The organism is Terriglobales bacterium (assembly GCA_035567895.1).
In the GTDB taxonomy this organism is placed as follows: domain Bacteria; phylum Acidobacteriota; class Terriglobia; order Terriglobales; family Acidobacteriaceae; genus Gp1-AA112.
The window spans coordinates 98,823-125,231 of record DATMPC010000110.1; the positions used below are offsets into that span (position 1 = coordinate 98,823).

Consider the following 26,409-nt stretch of genomic DNA (forward strand, 5'->3'; position numbering starts at 1 on the left):
TCATGGCCACAACGCCAGGCACAGGGACAACCAGCCCCAATCTCGATCAGGCGCTTCAATTTGCATTCAAAGTAGTTGGCGATTTGGCTGCGGCTATGAACACGCCATTGATTTATATCGGCGACCGTCTTGGCATCTTCAAAGCGATGGCCGATGGCAAGCCCGTGAACTCGGAGGAGTTGGCGCAGAAGACTGGGCTTACCGAGCGATATCTCCGCGAGTGGATGAAGGCAATGATCGCCGCCGAATACCTCTCTTACAATCCCGATACGGGACGCGCCACTTTGTCTGCAGAACATGGGCTGGTTCTCGCTAAGGATGGCAGTCCGGTGTTCCTCATGGGGGCTGCGCAGATGATTCCCGATCACTACAGCATCATTCCTAAGATCATCGAGGCCTTCCGCAAAGGCGGTGGCGTCCCGTACACCGAGTACACGCACGATACCTTCGAAGGCACTGAACGTCTATTTGAAACCGGGTACAACAACTTTCTCACTTCCACTTGGATTCCAGCGATGCCGGCAGTACATAGCAAGCTACAAGCCGGAGCCAAGGTAGCGGACGTGGGCTGCGGACGCGGTAAAGCCCTGCTCAACATGGCAAAGGCATTTCAGAAGTCGCAATTCGTGGGTTATGACAACTACGGTCCCAACATCGCCTACTCGAATTCGCTCGCGGCCAAAGAAGGAGTTGCGGATCATCTGCGCTTTGAGGAACGTTCGGCGAACCTGCTGCCGCAGTCCGGCGACTTCGATCTGATAATGACGTGCGACTGCCTGCATGACATGGTCTCGCCAGAGACATGCGCGCGTTCCATTTATGGTGCGCTGAAAGCAGATGGCACCTGGTTCTGCATCGAGCCCAATGTGCGCGACAAGGTGGAAGACAATATCAATCCGCTGGGAAAGCTTTTTTACTCCGTAAGCACCTTGCAGTGCATGACCTGTTCGCTGGCTTACGGCGGAGCAGGATACGGGGCCGGAATGGGAGAGGGAAATGCGCGTCGCGTGGCGCAGCTTGCGGGCTTTACCCAGTTCAAGAAGCTTGCACTGGAAAATCCGTTCAATCAGTTTTTTGAGATCAAAAAGTAGGTTCTGTCATCTCGATTTGAAGTCTATTGGCTGTCATCCTGAGTGGAAAACTCTTCACTCCCGCGACGCCTTCTCAAGTGCCACCTTCTCCTGCAACAGCACAGCGAGAGCACCAACGTCATTCTTGCGCTCAGCCTCTGCGATGTTAGTGTTCAACTCGCGTTTGCGACGTTCCATTCGTCGCCTTCGCAGTGCCTCGATCGCCGACTCGACCAATTCTTGCGTGATCTCATCTGACTCCTGCATCAGTATCTGGGCGAGTAGGCGCTGATCCGATTCCGATCCAGTGGAGCCCTCCATCGGAGAGAGCAGCCATTCCAGCAGAATCTGCGATGGAAGTCCATCAATCAGGGCTTCAGCCGACAATACATCCGTCGTTGCCGTGCGCAAGTAATCCAGCTCGGGCAATGCATCAGGTGCGAGCAGGCGCACAATGATCTTTTCCGCTTCGCTGATCTGCGGATCGGCTGGTGCCTTGAACGCCGCACCGCGATTCGTCGCCGCATGACGAAGCTCCTGCCGCACCAGCGCCGAGTCGATGCCTAATCGCTGCGCAACGTCGTTCGCCAGTTCGTCGCGCACGATCGCCTGTGGCACTCGCCTGATGTAAGGCAGCAGGTAATTCACCGCCTTCGCTTTTCCCTCTGGAGTCTTCACCGGAAAAGTGCTGATCGCGCGACCGATGAGATACGGAAAATACTTGGGCGCCTGCATTAGGGCGTCGGCGTATGCCTTCGCGCCCTTGCGGCGGATGAACAAATCGGGATCGAAGCCAGATTCGAGTGTCAGCACCTTAATATCGAACTCTTCCTCAATCAGCATCGAGAGCGATCGCTCAGTGGCCGCCGCTCCCGCCGTATCAGGATCGAAGTTGACGACCGCCTGCTTTGTGAATCGGCTCAGCAACCGGACTTGTGCTTCAGAAAAAGCCGTTCCCGAAGTGGCAATCACATTCTGGAAGCCGGCCGTGAACACAGAAATGCAGTCGACGTTTCCCTCGACCAGAATCGCGTATCCAAGATGACGGATCGCCTCTTTGGCTTTGTCCAGATTGAAGAGCACCCGGCCTTTGGAATAGATCGGCGTCTCCGGCGAGTTCAGATACTTAGGCCCAGCCTTTTCATTCGTGTCCAGGGTTCGGCCAGTAAATGCAATCACCTTGCCCTGCTCGTTGCAGATGGGGAACATCACGCGGTTGCGGAACTTGGAGTACAGAGCTGTGACATTTCCAGCCGAGGGAGCCGCTCCGGGAGCGTTAGTATTCTGGTTTTCCTCCTGCTTCCAGGACATCAGTCCGGAAAGCTTTAGGATCTCTTCCTCGGCCATCCCGCGAAGACGGTCACGCAACAGAAATCCCGAGTCGGGAGCAAAGCCGATTCGGAAACGGCGAAGCGTCTCTTCGGTGAGCCCGCGACCGCCTAAGTACTCCCGCGCTCGAGCACCTTCTGGCCGCCGCAACTGCTCCTCGAAGAACGCGCACGCTCTTTCGTGCATGTCGAGCAGCACCCCTCGCTGCTTCGCCTCGAGAGCCTCGCCAGGACCTGAGTAAGTTTGACGTGGCACGGGAATGTCCAGCTTCTCCGCCACGCGCCGGATGGCTTCGGGAAAGGTGATGTTCTCGATTTTCTGAACGAATGTGAAGACGTCGCCGCTGGCTCCGCAGCCGAAGCAGTGAAAGAACTGCCGCGTGGCGTGCACAGAAAAGGAGGGCGACTTCTCCTTATGGAAGGGACACAATCCAGTGAAGTTCTGGGCTCCCGCCTTCTTGAGCGGAATGTAATCCCCAATGATACGGACGATGTCCGCCTGCTGCTTCAGGTCCTGGGAAAATGTCGATGCCGTCGCCACAGAAGAAATCAATTGTCGCGGAGTCGTCAGATAACAGGGTACAAGAAGAGGAGGTTGGCTGTGACAAATCTGTGGGAAAGGAGGATTTCCCGTGGGAAACGGACCCAGAACCTACGTCAGCCAAGACTCCGCCGAACGGCCACCGAGTTGTTCTCTTAGCGCTGGCCCTCCGAATAGTTACTTTCGTTCATGTTTACGCAGGACACTTGCATGTACTATCGCCCGCCACAAAAGCGTGCAACTATGAGGGCGATTATGCGTCGAAAAGCACTCTCGCCTCTCGTTCTTGCTCTGCTTCTGGTAGCAGCTTGCGGGCAAGGCTTTGCCCAATACGCCCTAACCTGCGCCTCGGAAGACGGTCGGCGGCACTACTGCCCGGCCGATACGCGCGCCGGTGTGAGCATGCAGCGGCAACGCAGCAAATCGGTCTGCACACAAGGCTCAACCTGGGGATTCGACCAGAATGGTGTCTGGGTCGATCGCGGCTGCCGAGCGGACTTTCTCGTCAACAATCCCTCTTCTGTTGTCCGAGATCACGATCGCGATTGGGATCGAGACAGAGATCGCGACCGCGACAGAGACCGCTATCGCGATGATGGGCGCCGCGGTGAAGAGACGATGCAGCTTACGTGTTCGTCCGAGGACGGAGGACGCCACTACTGCGAGAGCGACATCCAGGGAAGAGCGACGATGACCAGGCAGCGCAGCGGCTCTCCCTGCCGTGAAGGGTATAGCTGGGGATACGATCGCCGCGGGGTTTGGGTTGATCACGGCTGTCGTGCAGATTTTCAGTTGACCGGCCGCCGTAATGGATGGGCTGGTGGCCGAGATCCTGTCTACGTCGGCAGCATGAAGTGCTCGTCGGATCTCGGAACGCGCCAGGATTGTCCAATTGACACTCGTGGTGGAGTCAAGATCGTCCGGCAGATCAGTGAGTCATCGTGCCGCCTCGGTTATAGCTGGGGCTACGACCGTGACAGCGTATGGGTGGATCATGGCTGCCGCGCTGAGTTTCAGGTCGGGAGCCGATAGGAGAGCATAAGTTGTTCGACGCAGTAAGCAATGGGGATCTTGGCGCCCCGCCGGGTTTCGGCTCTTGCAACGAACTTAACTCCTCGTCAGACAACTAGCCGTCAAAGCAGGTTGACGCGGACACCCGGCCGAGGGCGGCCAGACCTACCTTGAGTTCTCCCGCCAGCAAACTCTTTTTTACAATGCGCAGACATCTTGGTGACAATCCATGATTTCAGTGACGGTACTGTGACGAACAGTTAGTTTTCTGGAGGTTCGTCCGCTAATGCAGCCACTCAAAGTGCCTCGGCCAATTCGATTCGAAACGCCAACCATTCCCGCTCAAAAGGACTTTCAGCCCTTTGTAAATGACCGAGGCAATAGTGGATTTGTCACCCCTACCCTGGCCATAGCCGACAGGGTCACCCAATTTCGTCCGGCGATTGCTGATCCTGGGGGTCTCCTCAGAATTGTCTGCAAGGGGAGGCTTGTCTCGCTGATCCCAGCGGAAATCGAGTTCATAAAATCCGCTGCCAACTATGTTGAAGTACATGCTGGCGGATTACGCTACCGCGTCCGCTCTACGCTGAAGCAATTTCAGACCCGTCTAAATCCTACGACTTTCGTGAGAATTCATCGCTGCACCATTGTGAATCTCAGGCACGTAAAGAACTGCCGGCCGATTCGCCGCGGCGACAGTTTGCTCACGCTCCTCAACGGAAGAGAGCTGGTCGTGAGCCGGAAACACAAGGAAGCTCAGAACGCTTTGCGAGCCCTTGCATAGACTTCTGCAGACCGGGCTTATCTCTATCTTCTAGCCCAGAGAATTAGAGGACCCAAGACTTCTGGGTCCTCTAATCGCTTCTGCTAAACCTTCCTGCGTAGTTCAGTGATTCTCCCGCTTGTCTTCGCGAGCATTAATTGTGGTCCTCATCCAGGGGTGAATGCAGCATTGAAAGTTCGCGGCTTCGCCTTCCTTCACCTGGGCAGTGGCTGACATCCCAGCGGGCAAGAAGATGTTGTCAGGCCCTGGCTGTTGTGGCACTAGCATGCCGTTGACGACCTGAGCGCACTCCGGTGCCGGAACATTATTGCCGGAACCAGCATTCAGCGGGGCAACGAATCCGCCCCCGAATTTCTTCACTCGGGTGAACGTGTGGAGTTCCCCGCCCGAATTCTTAAGGCTCAGATTCGCGCCCTCTTCAGCGTTATTCTGCGAGGCAACGAACCGCCAAGCGCCCACCGATTTGTCTGCGGCGAGTTCCTGTCCAAAGCCAGAGAGCGTGATAAAGCCGCTTGATGTATCGCGTCCGCAGCCGATATTGGCGAAACTGACCGGATCGCAGTAGTCGCGCACATCGACCGTAATGTCTGCAGGCTGATCTCTGTCCTTCTTATCTTTGTCGTCTCCTGCGAACATAGCAACTGAGTACAGCAGGCCAAGCGACATAGTCAGGCTCAGAATTCTCCTCATGATCGTTCCTCCTTGAGAAATCTGTTTGGGATTCACAGATGGCCAAGCTAAGCGAGGGACATAGTGGCGGTTGTCAAGGATTTGTCATGCCACAGAGATTCGGTGGGACAGAGCGGCCCTTGCTCAGTGCGGCTCGTACGATGAAGTCGCAGCCGAGTCGTAGTCACGCCCATATTTGTTTTTGTGCTGGGCGAGGCTCTCGCCGGAAGGCACTTGAATAACTCCGAGTTGCACCGGCTCCTGGCCGACTGTAAAGCGGCGAGAGAGTTTCCCCATCTCCTCGCTGTTTAGTCCTTCCGCCCAGATCTGGAGCAGATATTCTCCAGACTCGACATTTGGCATCTTCACCGATCCGTTGCTATCGACGAGCGAGTAATAAGGCGTATCCAGCGAGATCACAATGGCATTCATCTGTGGATGGATGTTGCAGAAGATGTAGCTGACTCCTGGCCGATCGAACTTTACCGAGCGGCTTGTGCCAGACTCATAAAGCCCCAGGTCAAATCTCTTTCCTTCGAACAAGGAAAAGACATTGTGAAAGAACGGATCCCGATTCGGGAACTCAACCACAGATCCTGGCGGGATCACCAACAGGTGCGGTGAAAACGTTTTGTTTTTCTGCGTGAGCGTTGAGCGAATGGGAGCCCGTCTCAACGATGCCGCTTGAGCCGAATTTACCGGCGTAAGGGAAACGACAACTCCTGACGCATCCTCGTTCTTATCGGAGGCGACTTGCACTTTGCCAACAACATCGGCGGCCTGAAGGCAGGTCGCCGCTCCGCAACAAAGTGCAACCGTCAGGGAAAGAATGAAGGTTCTATAGCGAGTCATCTGGATCAAAACAGCAGTCCGATTCCCATACCAATGTTCTCGATAGAAGCAGTGGCTTGCCCAATCCTGGAGGAGACGATGTGGCGATACTCCAGTGAAAAGAGCAAATCTGAACGTGGCCTGTAGATCACATTCGCCATTGCGCTGCGGTTCCGGCCGAGTCTCGGATAGAAAAGATTCTGCACGGCCGCAATTTGCCGCACTTGATCTGAGAACGGATTGTCGAGCCCATAGCCGGCGTTGAACTGCACTACAGGGCTCGCCTCGTAGCTGGCCTGCGTCCATCCGCCAATGGTATCGAGTCCGCGAACGACTGCCGATCTGTTTAGCAAAGAGTCCGACTGGAGAACGCTTGTTCCGGCTGCTGCGCCGAAGCCACCGAGTGCTCGACCGCGATAGAATTCGCCTTTCAGACCAAAGCGGCTGATTACGGGAATTTGCCAGTCCGAGGTCAAAGCCCAACCGTCCACACCGCGATTGAATCCCCAATTTTGACGACTGAAGTAACCGCTCGCCGCGATTGCGAGTGGACGATCTTCCGAAGTCGCCCTTGACCAGCCGATGCGAGCCGTATATCCAGGCTGCCGTGAAGCTTCGCCGGCTTGTGGCAGGCGCTCGAACTGCGAGCTTGGAAGTTCGCCGGTAAGTGGATCGACAATTCCTGCCGCCAACGTTAGCCGCTGCGAGTTTGGCAGTGCGAACCAGTGCTGAACATTGATTTGCGGCGTCCACGTCCACAAATTGCCGCTGTAGGAAAACTCAGGGTACACGAGTGAAATCACAGATGTCGGTGAAAGCGGTGAGAACAGTGGGGAATCCTGCCCGGCCGTCAATGAAGTGTGCGACCAATTGAGTCGTACGTTTCCGGTACGCAGGCGCATCAATCCAAGAGTAACGCCGTCTCCCGTGTTGGGAAACCCACCGGCGAAATCGAATCTGAGGTCGCCCGAAACTCTTGCGCCGGCCCACTCGGGTCCGAAAGCTTCGATTCCTATTTGCGATTGACGCAATGTTCCTGCAAATGACCCACCGCCATATGAAATGGAGGTCGGTGGCGTGACGCCGGGCGAATCGACGCTGTAGGGCACACCACGATTGCTGAACATATTCAGCATCACGAGCCCTGATAAGCGCACACGGTATCTCGATCCGCTCTCGACCTTGGTCTGATACTGTTCATCGACCTTGCCGGTGAGAAGTTCATACTCCTCTTCGAGCTTTGACAGCCTTGCTGTGGAGGATCTGGCAGCTGGCTGCGATTGTTCACCAGAGCCGACGTCCGCAGCGATCTCAGATTGGACCTGCGCCTGTTGCGGGGGCGAGATCTGCTCCAATCGTCGCTGGAGTTCCAGAGTTTCAGCGCGATAGCGGCTCGCCTCGGTCCGGAGCTCTTCGACGGACGATTCCAGCTTCGCAATTTGCTTTTGCAGTTGCTCAACAGCATTGGCGAGTTGCGACTCCGAGCTGGGAGGGCTTCCGCCGGATGTTTGTTGAGCCGCCATGATGCGGCACGCGAAGAGAAGTGCGATTACTACTCGAGCAATCTGCCCAGTCATGGATTTGGACCCCCTTCTGAGTGTGAGGCGGGGACAAGACTTTCTTCTTTTTACTACGGCGTTACCGTGGCGGCACTGCTGGTCCCGAAGCTAACGGTCGGTTCCTTGGGACCAAGCGGCAGCGTAACGACAAAGGTTGTTCCCTTCGGAGAGCTGCTTTCAAGGCGAAGATCCCCACCATGGTCCTCAACGATTTTTTGCGTCACCGTCAAACCCAATCCGGTACCGTTTGCCTTGCCCTGGGTAAAGAATGGTTCGAAGATCCTCTGCTGCAAATAGGCCGGGATGCCGCGTCCATTGTCGCTGACGCGGATCTCGATCTCGTTTTTGTTTTCAAAGAAATCAATGTTGATTTGCCCTGCAGTGGGGGACACTGCTTCGCACGCGTTTAATAAGAGGTTGTGAAAGACCCTTTCGAGTTTTCTCACGTCATAGGCGCCTTCGATCGTCTCGTGCGATCCCATTTCGATACGAATGTTGCGGAACTCCGGCCGCATACGGATCGTGTGGATTGCGGATCGAATTGCCTCTTCCGGTCGCGATGGACTGAGACGAAGCGACTCGCGAGTTCTGGAGAACTCCAGTAGCGAATCGATCAGTTCGTTCATTTGATGAACGGCTGTCTGAATCTCTTCATACAGCTCTTCGCGCTCTGAACTCCGGCGGCGGTCGTCGCTCAGAAACTCGGCATTCGCGATGATGGCCGATAAATGGTGCCGCAAATCGTGCGAGATGGAGCTGGCCATCCGGCCAATGGTCGCCAGGCGCTCACTATCGATCAGTTGTCTCTGGCTTTGCTGCAGATCGGCGCGCATTCGTCCAAACGAGGACGTAAGTTCCGCGACCTCATCACCGCCGCACGAAGTGACAGGAAACTCGAAGTCGGATTTGCCCAGGGCGCGCACACCTGCAACCAGGGATCTCAGCGGCTGTGTAATGGTGCGCGAAATAATCCAGACCAGGCCGGCGCCCAGCAAAAGGGCGAGGGCACCGAGGCCAACTAGAACTCGATCGAGGTGGCTGATAAATCGGCTCGACTGGTCGAGTGACTTCAACACGGTCAGCCTCACTGCCACGGGAGCTTTTGAAAGCTGGGCTTCCCTTCCGAGGAAGCGTTCGCCGTTCAGTTGAATCTGCTCGGCGTTTCCAGCTGCAAACACAGGCGAACCGTTAGCCTCCAACTCCGTTGCTTGAGCAGGCGTCAGAGTAGTCCGAATGAAGCGATCGCCCGCTCGGAAAACCACTTCGCTCGCGGCCACTTCGCTCAACTGCCGCGTTACTTTTTCATCGATCTCCGAACCTAATGCCAAGAATCCAACGACACGATTCAACTCTTTGGGACCGAGGTAAATCGGCCGAACAGCAACCTGAAACAAATGACTTCCACAACTCCACCACAGGGTGGGATTTCCTGGAGGCATCGATTGCGCTAACTGCTGCTGGGCTTCGGGAACCGGAATGTCGATCGAACTTGCCTGCAGCGCCATCACGTTTCCGCTCGCGTCGGCGAGCATGAACAGGTCGCTGCCTGAGGTCTTCCACAGTCCGACCGAAGCATCCTGAATTGTTGCCGGGTGTCGCGTCGTCATGAGCGCCCGCACGATTGGCAGGTCAGCCATTAGGTCGGCCGAATGCGCGAGCGCGCTCTCACGCTGGCCCTGGACGTTTTGAAACGTGGCAAAAGAGTTTTGCAAGTCCTGCACGATTTGCTCACGGATGTGGCTCGTGACTACACGCCTGACCACTACAAGACTGGCAGTCGTAAGACCACCCGAGATCAGCAGCAAAGCAAGCAGGAATTTGGCGCGGAGGCTCACAGGTTTGTCTAAGGAACAAAACGATAGCCGACTCCATGCACGGTGAGAAAGTGAGCCGGATTTGCCGGCTCCGGCTCAAGCTTCTGCCGGAGCTTCATGATGTGATTGTCCACGGTTCGGGTGCTGGGGTATTCGCTGTAACCCCACACTTCGTTCAGTAGCTCATCCCGCGAAATTACACGCTCGCGATTTTCCACCATGAACTTGAGCACTTTGAACTCCTGCGCGGTTAAAGGAATCAGCTCCCCACCCCGGGTAAGCTGCATGCGAGTGAAATCGACATCCACTTCATCGAAGGTAAACCTTTCCTCGAGTGGCGCCCGTGCCGAACGACGCAACGCAGCCCGAACTCGAGCCAGCAATTCGCGCGGAGAAAACGGTTTGGTGACGTAATCGTCGGCTCCCAACTCCAGCAGGAGCACTTTGTCCATTTCGTCGGACGTTGCGCTCACGACAATGATGGGCACAGAAGCGGACAGCCGCTTGATCTCTCGGCACACGTCCCTGCCACCCATTCCGGGCATGCGCAGATCCAGAAGCACAACGTTTGCCGGGCGAGCTGAAAACGCCTCCACGCCGAGAAGCCCGTCACCAGCAATTTCGACGGCGAACCCCTCCGGCTCAAAGAGCCGCGTCATGGATTTCTGAACCTTGGGGTCGTCTTCAACTACTAGGATTCGTTGCATTGAACCAGAATGAAGCTCCATAGATTATGTACGCAAATCTACAGAACCAAAAGCCTTCGGGCGACAGGCCGTCCCTCCGAATTATCAGGCACGTGGCTCCGATGAATGCGTACTCACCATATCAATGCATTTCGCTGTGATTGTCATAGAACTGTAAAAACGAGGCCGCTCAACCATTGCCTAGGGATGGATCCTAGGACTTCTGGCCGAGTTCCACAGCGATCTGCTTGGCCGCTGGATCGAGCTTAGTGATCCGAAAGCTCCGAATCTGGCCGGTCGCCAGCGCTTCAGATTGCGGTCTGGTTGTCGCAGGCGAACCGCCCTTCCAGCGAGCGCTCAACATTGAAGTCAGGGCCGACAAATCAGCTCCGGCAGTAGCCAGCGATTCCTGCTTTTGGGGAGCCACGCTGGTGACCCGGCAAGTCGCCTGCACACCCTCGCCCAACTCCACCCTCGCTTCCTGACTCGACGCCTCGATGACGCGACCTGTAACGACATCTCCTTCTTTGTGCTCTGCGATGTACTCATCGAGACCGCTGGGGACGAGTTGCTTCATGCTGAGGCGAAGTTGGCGCTTCTCCTTGTCGATGGCGAGCACCTGAGCCTTGACGGTTTGACCGACTTTCAGCACATCGCGCGGATGGTTGATGCGCTTTTCCGCGCTGATCTCGCTGACGTGAACCATTCCTTCGATGCCTTCTGCGACCTGCACGAAGGCTCCGAAGTTCATAATGCTGGTCACTGGACCTTCGACCGCGCTTCCCGGAATGAACCGCTTTGCAGCATCTTCCCACGGATCTCCGAGCGCTTGTTTCAGACCGAGAGAAATCCGTCGTTCTGCCGGGCTGACGCCGAGAATTACGGCCTCTACGCTGTCGCCGGGTTTCACGACATCGCTCGCCTTCCTCACCTTCTTCGCCCATGACATCTCGGAGATATGAATGAGTCCTTCGATCCCCGGCTCGAGTTCCACGAAGGCTCCGAATTCCATCAAGCGGGTGACGACTCCGCGCACACGTTCACCGGGCTTGTACTTGCTGGAGACGGAGTCCCAGGGACGCGGCTGAAGCTGCTTCATACTGAGCGAAATACGCCGCTTTTCAGAATCGATCTTTATGATCTTGGCTTCTACCTGCTGGCCCACAGATAGCACGGCGGCGGGTTTGTTGACGCGGCTCCAGGCGATCTCGCCTACATGCAGCAGGCCGTCGACTCCGCCAAGATCGACGAATGCACCATAGTCCGCGAGGCTACGGACTTCGCCGCGCACGATGTCGCCTTCCTGCATCTCGGAGTAACGCCGCTCCTTGACCAAGCGTTCTTCGTCTTCGGCGACTGCGCGACGATCAACCACAACATCTTCTTCGGCAACATCCAGCTTGATGATTCGGCAGCGAATCTCCTGCTCAATCAGCTTCTCTATCTCAGCCGCATCACGCACTCCGCTGCGCGAAGCCGGCATAAATGCGCGTACTCCGATGTCCACGCTCAACCCACCTTTGACAACGCCAGTGACCGTTCCCGAAATGGTCTGCTTCTCAGTGAAGGCTTTCTCAAGAGAGGCCCAATCCGTTGGCTGAATCACTTTGAATAGTGAGAGCTCGTAATAGCCTTCAGGGCCACGTCCTTTGACGGTGACGTGGAGTTTGTCGCCGGGCTTTGCCGTCTTACCGACATTCTGCAGATCTGCCAGGGACAGGATGCCTTCAGTCTTGAAGCCAATATCGAGGAATACGGATTCCGCAGAAACAGCGACTACTGTGCCTTCAATCTGATTGCCGGATTCGCCTTTGCGCGAGTGGCTGCGCTCGTACTGAGAGAGCAGCCCGTCAAATGATTCGTTTGCGTCGGAATCGGATTGGGATTCGGGAATGCTGGGATTGGACATGACAGAATTCGGATCTGATGCTGGTTCGCACCTCTAAAGATAACACCGCCACTCCGAGCACGCCGACCTGAAGAGACATGCACGCGCAAGCAGCATGGTAGAGACGCAGCATGCTGCGTCTCTACTGTGTGCAGAACCAAAAAAGAAAGCCGGGCAAAAATGCCCGGCTTTGAATGTTGTCGCTAAAAGCCAGCAGCTATTCCGCGGCCAGCTCTTCCGTTTCGCCTTCCTGGCGCATGATCTCCAAAGCCCGTTCGGCTTCGGCGTATGCTTGCGAGACTTCCTCTTGTACCTTCGCAGCCGCCTGCTCGAGTTCTGGCGAGAGGCGCACATTGCGGTAGTACTCCATGCCGGTACCGGCCGGGATGAGGCGTCCCACGATGACGTTCTCCTTGAGTCCGCGTAGGTGATCGACCGCGCCCTGGATAGAGGCTTCGGTGAGCACGCGCGTGGTCTCCTGGAACGACGCTGCCGAGATGAACGACTCCGTCGAGAGTGAAGCCTTGGTGATCCCTAGGAGCAGCGGACGACCCGTCGCCGGGCGGCCACCGTTGGCGATCACACGCTCGTTCTCTTCCCGGAAGCGGAATCTATCGGTCTGCTGTTCGAGCAGGAACGCCGTGTCTCCCACATCCTCGACTTTCACCCAGCGCATCATTTGTCTCACGATCGTCTCGATGTGCTTGTCTGAGATGTTCACGCCCTGCAGACGGTAAACTTCCTGGATCTCGTTCACCAGATAGCCTTGCAGTTCCTTCTCTCCGAGCACGGCGAGAATGTCGTGTGGGTTCAGCGGACCATCCATGAGCGGTTCGCCCGCCTTCATGCGTTCGCCTTCCTGCACGTTGATGTGTACACCACGCGGAACTGAGTATTCCTTCTCCGTTCCGTTGTCCGCGGTGACATAGATCTTGCGCTGTCCCTTGGCCACTTCGCCGAACTTCACCACGCCATCGATTTCGCTGATGATCGCGGTCTCGCGCGGCTTGCGGGCCTCGAAGAGTTCGACCACACGCGGCAGACCGCCGGTGATGTCTTTCGTCTTCGTGGTTTCGCGCGGGATCTTTGCCAGCACGTCACCCGGATGCACTTCATCGCCGTCCTGAATCATCAAGTGCGCGCGGCTCGGCATCAGGTAGCGGCGAGTGTTCTTGCCGCCCTTGATCACGATCGCCGGCTGCCGCTTTTCGTCTGGCGAATCGCCGACTACGTGACGCGACAATCCAGTCACCTCGTCCACTTCCTCGTGCAGTGTGACGCCTTCCTGAAGATCCTTGAACTGGATCGTGCCACCGATTTCCGTGAGGATCGCGAAGGTGTACGGATCCCACTCAACCAGCGTTTGCCCAAGCTGCACGTGATCCCCGTCCCCAACCTTCAGCTTCGCGCCGTAGACAACTGAATAACGCTCTTTCTCGCGTCCTCGGTCGTCGACGATTGCGATTGATCCAGCGCGGTTCATGACCACCAGGTCTCCGGACTTCGACTTCACAGTCTGGAGATTGATGAAGCGCACCGAGCCATTGTTCTTGGCTTCGAGTCGCGACTGTTCCGAGACTCGCGACGCCGTACCACCGATGTGGAAGGTACGCATCGTGAGCTGCGTTCCGGGCTCGCCGATCGACTGCGCTGCAATCACGCCGACAGCTTCTCCGAGTTCCACCATGCGTCCGGAAGCGAGGTTGCGTCCGTAGCACATGATGCAGACACCGCGCTTGGATTCGCAGGTGAGCACTGAGCGAATCTTGACACGCTCGATGCCGGCAGCCTGGATCGCAATCGCAAGGTCTTCGGTGATCTCGCTATTCACGTCGACAATCACGTTGCCTTCGTAGTCCTTGATCTTCTCGAGTGACACACGGCCAACAATTCGGTCGCGCAGCGGCTCGATGATCTCGCCCGATTCCACAATGGAACCGACGTAGATGCCATCGAGCGTTCCGCAATCCTGCTCGGAGACGATCACGTCTTGTGCCACGTCGACCAGACGACGCGTGAGGTAGCCGGAGTCGGCGGTCTTGAGCGCCGTATCTGCCAGTCCCTTACGCGCACCGTGCGTCGAGATGAAGTACTGCAGCACGTTCAAGCCTTCGCGGAAGTTCGCCGTAATTGGCGTCTCGATGATTTCGCCCGAGGGCTTGGCCATCAGTCCACGCATGCCGGAGAGCTGACGAATCTGCTGCTTCGATCCACGAGCGCCGGAGTCGGCCATGACGTAGATCGGATTGATCGCGCCAGCCTTGTCCTGCTGCTTGAGCACGTCGAACATCTCATCGGCAACCTTCTCCGTAATGCCCGACCAGATTTCGATGACCTTGTTGTAGCGCTCGCCGTTGGTGATGGCGCCGTCCAGATATTGCTGCTGAACGTCGATCACGCGCTTCTCGGCGTCTTTCACCAGCGTGTACTTGTCGTCGGGGATGACCATGTCATCGATGCCGATCGACAGTCCGGCGCGCGTGGCGTAAGTGAAGCCAAGCTGCTTGATGCCATCGAGCATCTTGACGGTCGTCTCAAGGCCAAAGCGCAGGTACGCGAAGTTAACGAGCTGTCCGATACCCTTCTTCTTGAGCAGTCCGTTAATGTACGGCATGCCCTTCGGAAGCGAGTCGTTCAAGATTACGCGACCGACAGTCGTGTTCAGATATTGCCGCTCGTAGTTCGTTGGTTCGGTGTGAAGGATGTCCTGATCGTCGTAGGCATTGGTCAGGTCCACAACCTCGCCGCTGTAACGCAGGCGGATCGGACTGAGCGTCTCCACCTGCCTGGCTTCGAGCGCGAGCAACACGTCTTCGACGGTCGCGAACGCACGGCCTTCACCCTTGGCTCCGGGCCGGCCTTTGGTCAGGTAGTACAGACCAAGCACCATATCCTGAGTGGGAACGGTAATCGGCTGTCCCGATGCGGGCGACAGGATGTTGTGCGATGCCAGCATCAGAACGCTGGCTTCAACCTGGGCTTCCGGAGAGAGCGGAATGTGAACCGCCATCTGGTCGCCGTCGAAGTCGGCGTTGAACGCTGTGCAGACCAGCGGGTGAATCTTGATGGCCTTGCCTTCCACCAGAACCGGCTCGAAAGCCTGAATGCCAAGGCGGTGGAGCGTGGGAGCGCGGTTCAAGAGCACCGGGTGATCCTTAATCACCTCTTCGAGGATGTCCCATACCGCCGGTTCCTGCTGCTCGACCATTTCTTTCGCCTGCTTGATGGTCGTGCACTGTCCGGTCTGCTCCAGCCGGTGATAGATGAACGGCTTGAATAGCTCGAGCGCCATCTTCTTCGGCAAGCCGCACTGATGGAGTTTCAATTCGGGACCGACAACGATCACCGAACGTCCCGAGTAGTCGACGCGCTTTCCGAGCAGGTTCTGGCGGAACCGTCCCTGCTTGCCCTTCAGAGTGTCTGAAAGCGATTTCAGCGGACGATTGTTCGCTCCGCGCAGCACGCGGCCGCGGCGGCCATTGTCGAACAGCGCGTCTACCGCTTCCTGGAGCATGCGCTTTTCGTTGCGCACGATCACTTCAGGAGCGTGGAGGTCCATCAGCTTCTTCAGACGGTTGTTGCGATTGATAACGCGGCGATAGAGATCGTTCAGATCAGAAGTCGCAAAACGTCCGCCATCCAGCGGCACCAAGGGACGCAGCTCCGGCGGAATCACCGGGATCACGTCGAGAATCATCCACTGAGGCTTGTTTCCAGACTTGCGGAACGCCTCGACAACCTTCAGCCGCTTCGCATATTTGAGCCTCTTCTGAAGAGAAGTCTCGTGCTTCATCTTCTCGCGCAGCTCGGTCGAGAGTTCCTCGACCTCGACGCGCTTGAGCAGTTCCTTGATCGATTCTGCGCCCATCATGGCCTTGAAGCCGGTGGCGCGGAATTGCTGATCGAGTTCGCGAAACTTGGTCTCTTCCTTGATGACCTCGCCTTCCTTCACGGGAGCGTCACCAGGATCAAGTACTACGTACGACTCGAAGTAGAGAACCGATTCGAGTTCGCGCAGCGAGATATCAAGCAAGTGGCCGATACGCGAAGGCAGGCCCTTGAAGAACCAGACATGCGAGCACGGCGATGCGAGCTCGATATGTCCAAGCCGCTCGCGGCGAACTTTGGAGAGCGTAACTTCAACACCGCACTTGTCGCAGATCACTCCGCGGTGCTTCATGCGCTTGTACTTGCCGCAGAGACACTCCCAATCGGTTACAGGACCAAAGATGCGGGCGCAGAAAAGACCATCACGCTCCGGCTTGAACGTGCGGTAGTTAATGGTTTCCGGTTTTGTGACCTCGCCGTGCGACCAGCTGCGGATACGCTCTGGCGAGGCCAGGGAAATCCGGATGCTGTCGAAGTCAGTGATATTGTTGCCGAGATCGAACGGGCTCGAACGGTACAAAGTGTCCTCCGTTTCGTTGTGCCATTCCCAATTCGGAATGACAGAAGAACCGAGTTGTGGCACGCCAGAGCATGCCGTATGTATTTCTTAAAACTGCATTCCGGGCGCCGGGCGAGGGCGCCCGGCGCTCCGTTTAGTCTGCCGCTGCCGCTGCCAAAGCCGGACGCTCTTTCGCCTTGATCAGCTCCACGTCCAGGCACAGCGACTGCAATTCGCGAATCAAAACATTGAACGACTCAGGCACGCCAGGCTCAATTGCGGCTTCACCCTTGACGATGGCTTCGTAAATCTTGGTACGGCCATAGACGTCGTCGGACTTCGCCGTGAGCAACTCCTGCAGGATGTAAGCCGCGCCGTAAGCTTCGAGCGCCCAGACTTCCATTTCTCCGAAGCGCTGTCCGCCGAACTGTGCTTTACCACCCAGCGGCTGCTGCGTAATCAGCGAGTACGGACCGATCGAGCGTGCGTGAATCTTGTCATCGACCAAGTGCGACAGTTTGAGCATGTAGATATAGCCAACCGTTACCGGCTGCTCGAACTTGTCACCTGTCATGCCGTCGAACAATTCGGTCTTGCCTGAGGTCGGCAGGCCCGATTGATCGAGCAGCGACTTGATTTCCTTTTCCGTTGCGCCGTCGAATACCGGCGTTCCGAAGAAGACGCCCTTCTCCATTCCCTGCGCCACCGAGAGCAGCGTGTCGTCGTCGATATCGGCGATCGACTTCAAGTACGGTGTGTCTTTAAAGATCTGCCGCAGTTCGCGACGCAGCGTCTCTTCGCGCGAGTTTTCCGAGAGCAGCTTCGAGATGCGCTTGCCCAGGTCGTGACCGGCCCAGCCAAGGTGCGTCTCCAGGATCTGACCTACGTTCATACGGGACGGGACGCCCAGCGGATTGAGAACGATCTCAACCGGCGTTCCATCCTGCAGATACGGCATGTCCTCTTCCGGCAGAATGCGTGCGATGACGCCTTTGTTTCCGTGGCGTCCGGCCATCTTGTCGCCGACCGAGAGCTTGCGCTTCATGGCGATGTAAACCTTCACCAGCTTGATCACGCCCGGTGGAAGCTCGTCGCCCTTCTGCAGTTTCGAGATCTTCTCGTTGACGATCTTGCGCAGAACATCGATCTGGCGCGAGGTCATCTCTTCGATCTCGTCGATCTGCTCGTTGACGCGCGGATCCTTGTTGTCGTACTTGATGCGCTTCAAGTTGCGCGTCGAAATACGCTCAATGGTTTCGCGGTCGAGAATCGCGCCCTTAGTCAGCAGGCGCTTGTTGGTACGCTCGTCGTGCAGGTCGGCCTGCACTTCCTTGCTGCCAAGAATGTTGTCGAGACGCTTGAGCCGCTCGTCGGTAAGAATTCGAATCTCGTCCGCGAGGTTCTTCTCCAGCTTCTCGATTTGCGTGGCTTCGATCGCCTTCGCGCGCTCGTCTTTTTCCTGCCCCTTGCGCGAGAAGATTTTCACGTCGACAACCGTGCCTTCGATTCCAGGAGGGCAGGTGAGCGACGCATCACGAACGTCTCCGGCTTTTTCGCCGAAGATCGCGCGCAGCAGTTTCTCTTCCGGTGTGAGCTGAGTCTCGCCCTTCGGAGTGACTTTGCCCACAAGGATGTCGCCGGCGTGTACGGATGCGCCGATGCGGATGACTCCGCTCTCGTCGAGATCACGCAACGCCGATTCCGAGACGTTCGGGATGTCGCGCGTGATTTCTTCCGGACCTAGCTTCGTATCGCGAGCTTCGATCTCGAACTCCTCGATGTGCACCGACGTGTAATAGTCGTCTCGCACCAGCTTCTCCGAGACGAGGATCGCGTCTTCGAAGTTGTAACCGCGCCATGGCATGAAGGCGACCAGGACGTTTCGTCCGAGCGCCAGCTCGCCCATATCGGTGCAGGGACCATCGGCAATTACCTGTCCCTTCACCACGCGATCACCCTTGCGAACGATCGGCTTCTGGGAGATGCAAGTGTTCTGGTTGGAACGCTTGAATTTGATGAGCTGATAAATGTCGCTTCCGACTTCACGCGACAACTGCGTGGGATGGTGCTCACCCTCGACGCGCACGATAATGCGCTCGGAGTCCACCGAGTCCACAATGCCATTGCGCCGGGCGAGAACAACAGCTCCGGAGTCACGAGCAGTTACGCCTTCCATTCCGGTTCCGACAATCGGAGCCTCTGCACGAAGCAGCGGCACAGACTGGCGTTGCATGTTCGCGCCCATCAATGCGCGGTTCGCGTCGTCGTGCTCGAGGAATGGAACCAGCGAGGCTGCGACAGAAACAAGCTGCTTCGGGCTCACGTCGATGTAATCGACCTCATCGCGCGGAACCAAGACGAAGTTGCCGGCCTTGCGGGCGTTGACCAGTTCGTTTACCAGGCGCCCTTTGTCGTCGAGTTCTACGTTGGCCTGCGCGATAACGTGACGGTCTTCTTCCCAGGCTGACAAATAGAAGGAGAATGGCTCGAAGTCCGCCGGCTTCTTGCGCTTCGACTTCAGCTCGTCATTGACCTTCTCCAGTTCGTGCAGTTCGACGTGGTCGCCCACGCGATGTTCGCTGTCTCCGCTGTTCATTACTTGGACAAAGTCCTGAACGCGCGATCCCTTTACGCGGCGATAAGGCGATTCGATAAATCCGTAATCGTTGATACGCGCGTAGCACGAGAGCGAGGAAATCAGACCGATGTTTGGACCTTCTGGCGTCTCGATCGGGCAGATGCGTCCGTAGTGCGTCGGATGAACGTCGCGAACTTCGAACCCAGCTCGTTCGCGCGACAGGCCACCCGGCCCAAGCGCCGAGAGACGCCGCTTGTGCGTGATCTCGGAGAGCGGGTTGGTTTGATCCATGAATTGCGAGAGCTGCGACGATCCGAAGAATTCGCGGATTGCAGCCATCACCGGCTTCGCATTCACCAGATCGTGCGGCATGGCCGTCGACATTTCCTGGTAGACGCTCATCTTTTCCTTGATGGCGCGCTCCATGCGGACGAGGCCAATGCGGAACTGGTTCTCCATCAACTCTCCAACTGCTCGCACGCGGCGATTGCCGAGGTGATCGATGTCATCCACCAGGCCGATGCTGCGACGCAATTTGAGCAGGTAGCGAATGGTTGCGTAGAAATCTTCCGGCTCGAGCGTGCGGTGATCGAGCGAGGTGTGATCGTTCTTCTCGTACAGCTTGATGTTGAATTTCAAGCGGCCCACGCGCGAAAAGTCATACTTACGCGCATCGAAGAACATGCCATGGAAGAGCGATGTTGCTGTGTCGAGCGTCGGTGGATCGCCGGGGCGCAGCTTGCGGTAGATCTCGATCAGCGCTTCCTGCGGCGTCTTCACGGAATCGCGTCGCAGCGTGTTTGAAATCACGTTGCCCACATCGTCGCGCTCGGGGAAGAACAGATGCAGCTCTGTGATGCCTGCATCAATCATCTTCGAGAGCTTGTCTGCCGTCAGCTCAGTGTTGGCTTCGAGCAGAACTTCACCGGTGCTGGTATCGACTACATCGGCAGCGGTGAATGCGCCCTCGAGATCGGTGGTGTCGATTTCGATCTCGGTGATCTTCGCCTTCTGAATTTCCTTCAGGACCGAGGGAGAAATCTTTCGTCCGGAGTGAGCAACTTCTTCTCCGCCCTTGGTCTTAATGCTGTGGGCTAGCTTCAGGCCCAGCAGGTTGGTCGGACGCTCGATGTTCGGCTCCAGCGTCCAGTAAATCTTCTTCTCGCGGACCGCGATCTTGTCGACCGTGTAGAACGTACGGAGAATGTCTTCATCGGAGCGCAGGCCGAGGGCGCGCAGGAAGATTGTGCCCAGGAATTTGCGCTTGCGATCGATGCGCACATACAGCGTGTTCTTCTGGTCGTACTCGAATTCAACCCATGAACCGCGATACGGAATGATCTTGCCGAGGAAGTAAGTGCGGTTGTTGGCGGTCTCGAAGAAGACGCCAGGCGAGCGGTGCAACTGGCTGACGATTACACGCTCGGTGCCGTTGATGATGAATGTCCCATTCTGGGTCATCAATGGGATGTCACCGAAGAAGACTTCCTGCTCCTTGATGTCGCGAATGCTCTTGGCGCCGGTTTCAGCGTCTTTGTCGAAAATGGTGAGGCGAATCGTGACCTTGAGCGGAGCGGAGTACGTCATACCTCGCTCTTCGCACTCGTTTACGTCGTACTTGAGCTGCAAGCCGACCGGGTCACCGCACTTGTTGCAAAAGTCCGGAGTGTTGGCGTTGTAGGTGCCGCACTTTCCGCAAAGCACTTCGCCCGGATGAAATGGATCGGTGATGACCGTGGCTCCGCAATTCCGGCAGGTCGTGCGAAGGTGATGGAGACCTTTGAGGTGTCCGCATTTGCACTCCCAGTTGCCGATGGCGTAGTCAACGAATTCAAGCTGCGACACGTTGCGAAAGTCCGAAATCGGGAACACGGACTGGAAGACGGACTGAAGTCCGCTATCGTCACGCTCGCTTGGCAGCTTGTCCATTTGCAGAAAGCGATCATACGAACGCTTCTGCACTTCGATCAGATTTGGAATCTGGATCGTCGCTGGAATTTTGCTGAAATCAAGACGAGTGCGACGGGCACGGTGGTTATTATTCGGCATGTGACTCCTAGATCTGTTGAATGACCTGCGTCTCCGCAGTCACCCGGCTGGCACTTCGCGATTGCCGCGAGCGTCAGCTCACCTTGAATGTTGCGTATCAGTCGCTGGGGCGGGATTGACGCAGGCAATCAGCTCGCGTCAAGATGCATCAAATCGTTTTACTTCCTCGACTGGCCCGCTCCTCAATCGCCAGCGAGAAAAAAATCATTTTGAAAACCGAGGAAATTGAGCTATATAGGAGCGGAGCAGCACACAGACACGAAAGCACCTACGCAAGAGCAAAGCTCTGCGCAGGCGCCGTAACAGCGCAAAAAATATTGTGGTTTGTCAGTTTCCCGCGCCAGTTCTTAAGGCCTGTGTGAAGTCCGCCGCCGCGAACTCTATCCCATGAGGCACTCTCGACAGCGGACCCTTATGCCACGCTGTCGGCACCTCTGATCAAATCCGAATTCTGCCTCGAATCAACACATTATAGCTGATACCACCCACTGCTTGGCAAGTGTGGGCATAAACGTGCTTGTTCGAGGACAAGATAAGGAGAAAATCTGGCGAAGACGGATCGCCTCCCGCCTTCGCCGAAAAACCTTACAACCATTGATGCCGCCACTGGCACTTTCGATTCAAAGCGCTTCAGGCACACCACTTGCGCCGCTTCAGGCGCAATGACTATTTGACTTCGACTGTAGCGCCAGCGTCCGTGAACTTTTTCTTGATGTTCTCGGCTTCTTCTTTGTTGACGCCTTCCTTGATCGGCTTCGGAGCGCCGTCAACCAGGTCCTTAGCCTCTTTCAGGCCGAGGCTGGTGACTTCGCGTACAGCCTTGATGACATTGATCTTATTGGCGCCAACACCGGTGAGAACGACGGTAAATTCCGTCTTCTCTTCCGGAGCCGCCGCAGCTGCCGCCGCGCCGGCACCGCCAGCCACTACAACTGGAGCAGCAGCCGCAGCCGAAACGCCGAGGCGAGCTTCCAGTTTCTTTACGAGCGACGCCGCATCGAGCAGCGACAGCCCAACAATCTGATCTTCCAACGCTTGAATATCCGCCATGTTCAATCTCCTCGAATTCCTAAAAACTGTAATTTCCAAATCGGGTGATCGGGTCATCGGGTGATCGGGCGAAGTAAAACCGCTCCAAGGCACCGCTCGACTAGTCTCCCGCTACTACTGCTCGTCGGCTCTCGCCGAGGAGTTGCCAATCGCATTCAGGTTTCCGGTGTGCCCCAGACTGAGCACCCTGAATCCGATGGCGAAAATTCTGTTTCTGCACGAATGGCCTGGGAGGGCGAAGCTACTTCACCCGATCACCCGATGGCCCGATCACCCGATTTTCGGGCAACCGTTATTCGGCAAACTTTTTCTGCTCGACGCCCTGATTGACCACGACAGCCAGGTTGCGTCCGACGGCATTCATTGCCGTAACCAGACGTTGAGCCGGAGCGCTAATGAGGAACAGCAATTTCGAATAAAGCTCCTCTTTGCCTGGCATCGTCGCCAAGGCTTTGACTTCGTTGATGGAAATTACTTTTCCCTCAACGACGCCAAGCTTGAAGGTGAATTCTGGATTGTCGGAAACATACTTCGTGAGCGCCTTGGCCAAGGCCACAGGGTCACCGGTTGTGTAAGCAATCGAGCTGACGCCCTTCAAACTCTTGAGCGCCTCTTCAACCGCAGTACCCTGCGCAGCACGCTTTGCCAGCGTGTTCTTCACCACCTGGTACTTGCCGCCTGCGATACGCACCGTCTTTCGCAACTCGAAATCCTGCGCGACGGTCAGCTTGCCAAAGGTACCGACAATCATGCTGTTGACCTGCTTCAGGTCGGCAGCAAGCTTCTCAACTTGTTCTGACTTCTTCGCTCTTGTAACAGCCATCTGAAATCCTTTTCAGCATCTGCGCCGGACATTCCGCGGCGCGATGTATTCAGCTCCGAAGCCACGCAGCTTCGAAGCTACTCCTTACGCTTTTGCGGCGGCCTCAAGCGGGCCCGAATCGATTGAGATTCCAGGACCCATCGTGGAAGACAGCGTCACGCCTTTGATGTACTTCCCTTTTGCCGCAGCCGGTTTCGCACGGATTACGCTCGAGATAACGGTGGCGGCGTTTTCGATCAGCTTCTTAGGCTCAAAGCTGATCTTCCCGACAGGAACATGAATCAGAGCGGTTTTATCGGTTCGGAATTCGACTTTGCCGGCCTTGATTTCCTTTACGGCGGCAGCTACGTCAAAAGTCACTGTTCCCGTTTTGGGATTCGGCATGAGGCCACGCGGACCGAGCACTTTTCCCAGGCGTCCGACAGACTTCATCGTGTCAGGGGTTGCGATTACCGCGTCATAGTCGGTCCAGTTTTCCTTCTGTATCTTCTCGACCATCTCTTCGCCGCCGACGATATCCGCACCTGCCGCTTCGGCTTCGCGCTGCTTCTCGCCCGTGGCGATGACCAGCACCTTCTTCGATTTGCCGAGTCCGTGTGGAAGTACGACGGTGCCGCGAACCATCTGGTCGGCATGCTTGGGATCGACGCCCAGGCGCATGGTCACTTCGACGGTCTCGTCGAACTTTGCGAACTTAACTTTTTGAAGGAGGGGCACCGCTTCGTCGAGCTTGTAAGGACGGGGCTCGACAGCCGCGCGGGCCTTGGAGATGTTCTTTCCTGCTTTACTCATTTTTCCTGTCTCCCACCGCACATGCGTTGTTCTGCAAGGCCGTAGTGTTTGCGACGGTAGCTGTCCGCCGCGGCGGACAGCTACGAAGCTTCTATGCTACCACTTCGATGCCCATCGAGCGGGCAGTACCCTTTATGCTCTTGACCGCTGCATCAAGACTGGCGGCATTCAGATCGGGCATCTTCTGCTTGGCGATGTCCGACACCTGTTTTTCGGTCACCTTGCCAACCTTGTCCTTGTTTGGTGCCCCAGAGCCCTTCGCCACAGCAGCGGCTCGCTTCAACAACACCGACGCGGGTGGCGTCTTGGTAATGAAGGTAAACGACCGATCCGTGTAGACCGTAATGACTACCGGAATGATCAACCCTTCCTGATCCTTGCCGCTGGTCTTGGCATTGAACTGCTTGCAAAACTCCATGATGTTGATCTGCGCCTGACCGAGCGCGGGGCCAACCGGCGGAGCAGGAGTAGCCTTGCCCGCAGCGATCTGGAGCTTTACTTGTGTCTGTACTTTTTTTGGCGGAGCCATGATTCAAATTCTCGCTTCTTCGAAATTCTAGTTTTGCAATCTTTCTCGACTTCAAATGATGTTTCGTTGATCGGGTGATTGCGTGATCACCCGATTATTATGCCACTTTCTCAACCTGCCCAAACTCAAGTTCCACAGGCGTCGCCCGACCGAAGATGGTGACCATGATTTTCAGGGTTTCACGGTCCTCGTTCACCTCGTCAACAACTCCATTGAAGTTTGCGAACGGGCCATCAGTAATACGCACCGATTCGTTCTTCTCGAACTTGACTTTGAGCCGTGGCTTGTCCTTCCCGACGTTTACGCGATAGACGATCTGGTTTACTTCGTCGTCCGATAACGGCGTAGGATCGTTCGCCGTTCCCACAAATCCTGTGACTTTAGGTGTGGACTTCACTACTTGCCAAACGTGATCGCCCTCTCCGCCCGTGCCGCCTGCCCTGAATCCGGTGAGATCCATCTCAACCAGCACATAGCCGGGATAGAACATGCGTTCACTGGTGTACTTCTTGCCGTTGCGAACTTCTGTGACGGCCTCGGTGGGAATCAGCACGCGACCGATCTTCTCTTGCAACCCAAATGCCTGAATGCGCGATTCGAGCGACTCTTTTACTTTGCGCTCAAACCCCGAATAAGCATGAATGATGTACCACTTCATGTTGGGATTGCGGGGTTGCTCGGACGCCTGCGCACCGTCAATCGGCGGTGCCGCTTCCACTGTTGCTTCGTTCTTGATTTCTTCTGCCATCATAAATTCCAGCCGATGCTCCGGGCCGGCACCTTTACATTCCTATCGGACAAGCTTCAACAAGTGGCTCAGTCCGAACTCGATCATCTTGTCGACCACTTCGAAATAAGCCGCAAAGACGAAGACAGTAATAATGACGACTGTGGTCGTCGCTTGAACTTCCTTGCGCCCTGGGTAGTTAACCTTCTTCATCTCACCGCGGACTTCTTCAAGAAAGTCCTTGGTGCGGTCAGGCCATGCCTTTAGCCGTTGGCCAAGATTGTCGTCGTCCGGCAACGCAGTGGCTTTCACTCGCTTAATCTCCGTACTACCCACGTGATACCTGCTTCCTTCTTCGCGCTACAACAAAATCTCTGGCAGGGGCGGAGGGATTCGAACCCCCAAGTCCGGTTTTGGAGACCGGCAGTTTAACCGTTGAGCTTACGCCCCTCCAACACAAGCAATCAGGACTCGGCTATCGGCATTCAGCCAACTACAGTATCTCAAATGGCTGAGTGCTGACGGCTGACTACTTGGTCTCTTTATGCGACGTGTGCTTGCGGCAGAACTTGCAAAACTTGTTGTACTCGAGACGTCCGGTGGTCGTCTTCTTGTTCTTGGTGGTCGAGTAGTTACGGTTCTTGCAATCACTGCACTGCAACGTAATGATTTCTCTCATGATCCTATTTCACATTCTCCAACTCTTGCAGAGTCGGTACTAATTCCTGCACTTCGAATCCACGCGATGCGAAGACCAGTGCAAACAACATCTTAAGGCGGCGCGAATCGTCGATCCTGCTGCCCGGAGCAAGAACCAGTTTGCGGACTTGCTCGCCCTCATCAGTTCGGAGGACAAACAGCGCCAACTCAGCCTGATCTTCCTTCCGCGACTCCCAGCCAACAAACCTTGCCAGATACTCGTCTGTTCCGCAGGCGACCTTCATGTCATACAGATTCGCCTGCAGCTTCGAAAGATCGAACGCCGAGAAGTTCTGCTGCTTTAGGACTTTAGCCACAATCTGTTCCGGCTACGCCAGGATTTCGCTAATCGTGCCTGCGCCCACCGTGCGTCCACCCTCGCGGATCGCGAAGCGCAAGCCTTTCTCCATCGCCACCGGCGTGATCAGCTCAATCGTCAGCGCCACGTTGTCTCCCGGCATTACCATCTCCGTGCCTGCTGGAAGTTCCGCTACGCCGGTCACGTCCGTCGTTCTGAAGTAGAACTGCGGACGATAGCCCTTGAAGAACGGAGTATGCCGTCCGCCCTCTTCCTTGGTCAGCACGTAGATCTCG

The 26,409-nt window shown here is 56.3% G+C and carries 21 protein-coding genes and 1 tRNA gene; 3 read left to right on the forward strand and 19 right to left on the reverse strand.

Annotated features, from left to right (window positions below; translation table 11 throughout):
- The first annotated feature begins 2 nt into the window (after positions 1-2).
- Positions 3-1,091 carry a class I SAM-dependent methyltransferase gene (locus VNX88_24030; protein ID HWY71758.1) on the forward strand — a complete coding sequence of 363 codons (1,089 nt, stop codon included), beginning with the start codon at positions 3-5 and terminating at the stop codon, positions 1,089-1,091.
- A gap of 54 nt (positions 1,092-1,145) precedes the next feature.
- On the opposite strand, the gene dnaG is transcribed toward VNX88_24030, so the two are convergent.
- Entirely contained in the window at positions 1,146-2,939 is a 1,794-nt protein-coding gene (dnaG, locus tag VNX88_24035; protein ID HWY71759.1) for a DNA primase, read from the reverse strand.
- Between the two features lie 255 nt (positions 2,940-3,194).
- On the opposite strand from dnaG, the gene VNX88_24040 reads away from it, so the two are divergent.
- Together VNX88_24040 and VNX88_24045 are read left to right on the forward strand one after the other, a co-directional pair.
- Positions 3,195-3,971, forward strand: a complete 777-nt coding sequence (locus VNX88_24040) for a DUF3011 domain-containing protein (GenBank protein ID HWY71760.1) — start codon at positions 3,195-3,197, stop codon at positions 3,969-3,971.
- Positions 3,972-4,236: 265 nt separating this feature from the next.
- On the forward strand, positions 4,237-4,734 hold the full coding sequence (locus tag VNX88_24045; GenBank protein HWY71761.1) for a LytTR family DNA-binding domain-containing protein: 498 nt from the start codon (positions 4,237-4,239) through the stop codon (positions 4,732-4,734).
- Between the two features lie 102 nt (positions 4,735-4,836).
- Here VNX88_24045 and VNX88_24050 read toward each other — a convergent pair whose 3' ends face one another.
- From VNX88_24050 to VNX88_24135, 18 genes are all read right to left on the reverse strand, one after another.
- Positions 4,837-5,424 carry a hypothetical protein gene (locus tag VNX88_24050; GenBank protein HWY71762.1) on the reverse strand — a complete coding sequence of 196 codons (588 nt, stop codon included), beginning with the start codon at positions 5,422-5,424 and terminating at the stop codon, positions 4,837-4,839.
- Positions 5,425-5,547: 123 nt separating this feature from the next.
- Positions 5,548-6,255 carry a hypothetical protein gene (locus VNX88_24055; GenBank protein ID HWY71763.1) on the reverse strand — a complete coding sequence of 236 codons (708 nt, stop codon included), beginning with the start codon at positions 6,253-6,255 and terminating at the stop codon, positions 5,548-5,550.
- 5 nt (positions 6,256-6,260) lie between these two features.
- Positions 6,261-7,811 carry a hypothetical protein gene (locus VNX88_24060; protein ID HWY71764.1) on the reverse strand — a complete coding sequence of 517 codons (1,551 nt, stop codon included), beginning with the start codon at positions 7,809-7,811 and terminating at the stop codon, positions 6,261-6,263.
- Positions 7,812-7,864: 53 nt separating this feature from the next.
- On the reverse strand, positions 7,865-9,628 hold the full coding sequence (locus VNX88_24065) for a HAMP domain-containing sensor histidine kinase (protein ID HWY71765.1): 1,764 nt from the start codon (positions 9,626-9,628) through the stop codon (positions 7,865-7,867).
- A gap of 8 nt (positions 9,629-9,636) precedes the next feature.
- Positions 9,637-10,314 (reverse strand): response regulator transcription factor, encoded by a 678-nt coding sequence (locus VNX88_24070; GenBank protein ID HWY71766.1) that lies wholly within the window; start codon positions 10,312-10,314, stop codon positions 9,637-9,639.
- A 193-nt stretch (positions 10,315-10,507) separates the two neighbouring features.
- Positions 10,508-12,202, reverse strand: a complete 1,695-nt coding sequence (locus VNX88_24075) for a 30S ribosomal protein S1 (GenBank protein HWY71767.1) — start codon at positions 12,200-12,202, stop codon at positions 10,508-10,510.
- A gap of 196 nt (positions 12,203-12,398) precedes the next feature.
- Complete coding sequence (gene rpoC / locus VNX88_24080) at positions 12,399-16,589, reverse strand: DNA-directed RNA polymerase subunit beta' (GenBank protein HWY71768.1); 4,191 nt, start codon at positions 16,587-16,589, stop codon at positions 12,399-12,401.
- Between the two features lie 133 nt (positions 16,590-16,722).
- Positions 16,723-21,195, reverse strand: coding sequence for a DNA-directed RNA polymerase subunit beta (rpoB, locus tag VNX88_24085; protein ID HWY71769.1), 4,473 nt, complete (start codon positions 21,193-21,195; stop codon positions 16,723-16,725).
- A 666-nt stretch (positions 21,196-21,861) separates the two neighbouring features.
- On the reverse strand, positions 21,862-22,245 hold the full coding sequence (gene rplL, locus VNX88_24090; protein ID HWY71770.1) for a 50S ribosomal protein L7/L12: 384 nt from the start codon (positions 22,243-22,245) through the stop codon (positions 21,862-21,864).
- Between the two features lie 292 nt (positions 22,246-22,537).
- On the reverse strand, positions 22,538-23,068 hold the full coding sequence (gene rplJ / locus VNX88_24095) for a 50S ribosomal protein L10 (protein HWY71771.1): 531 nt from the start codon (positions 23,066-23,068) through the stop codon (positions 22,538-22,540).
- Between the two features lie 84 nt (positions 23,069-23,152).
- Positions 23,153-23,860 (reverse strand): 50S ribosomal protein L1, encoded by a 708-nt coding sequence (rplA, locus tag VNX88_24100; GenBank protein HWY71772.1) that lies wholly within the window; start codon positions 23,858-23,860, stop codon positions 23,153-23,155.
- Between the two features lie 91 nt (positions 23,861-23,951).
- The gene (gene rplK, locus VNX88_24105) at positions 23,952-24,389 is read right to left on the reverse strand and encodes a 50S ribosomal protein L11 (GenBank protein HWY71773.1); all 438 of its coding nucleotides are present in this window, start codon (positions 24,387-24,389) and stop codon (positions 23,952-23,954) included.
- A gap of 97 nt (positions 24,390-24,486) precedes the next feature.
- Positions 24,487-25,140 (reverse strand): transcription termination/antitermination protein NusG, encoded by a 654-nt coding sequence (gene nusG, locus VNX88_24110; GenBank protein ID HWY71774.1) that lies wholly within the window; start codon positions 25,138-25,140, stop codon positions 24,487-24,489.
- 39 nt (positions 25,141-25,179) lie between these two features.
- Positions 25,180-25,428, reverse strand: a complete 249-nt coding sequence (gene secE / locus VNX88_24115) for a preprotein translocase subunit SecE (protein HWY71775.1) — start codon at positions 25,426-25,428, stop codon at positions 25,180-25,182.
- 63 nt (positions 25,429-25,491) lie between these two features.
- Positions 25,492-25,567: transfer RNA gene (locus VNX88_24120), tRNA-Trp, on the reverse strand.
- Positions 25,568-25,645: 78 nt separating this feature from the next.
- On the reverse strand, positions 25,646-25,795 hold the full coding sequence (rpmG, locus tag VNX88_24125; protein ID HWY71776.1) for a 50S ribosomal protein L33: 150 nt from the start codon (positions 25,793-25,795) through the stop codon (positions 25,646-25,648).
- Positions 25,796-25,799: 4 nt separating this feature from the next.
- A complete protein-coding gene (locus VNX88_24130; GenBank protein ID HWY71777.1) occupies positions 25,800-26,132 on the reverse strand; it encodes a hypothetical protein in 333 nt (110 codons plus the stop codon).
- A 12-nt stretch (positions 26,133-26,144) separates the two neighbouring features.
- Positions 26,145-26,409 (reverse strand): hypothetical protein (locus tag VNX88_24135; GenBank protein HWY71778.1); only part of this gene is annotated, 265 nt, incomplete at its 5' end.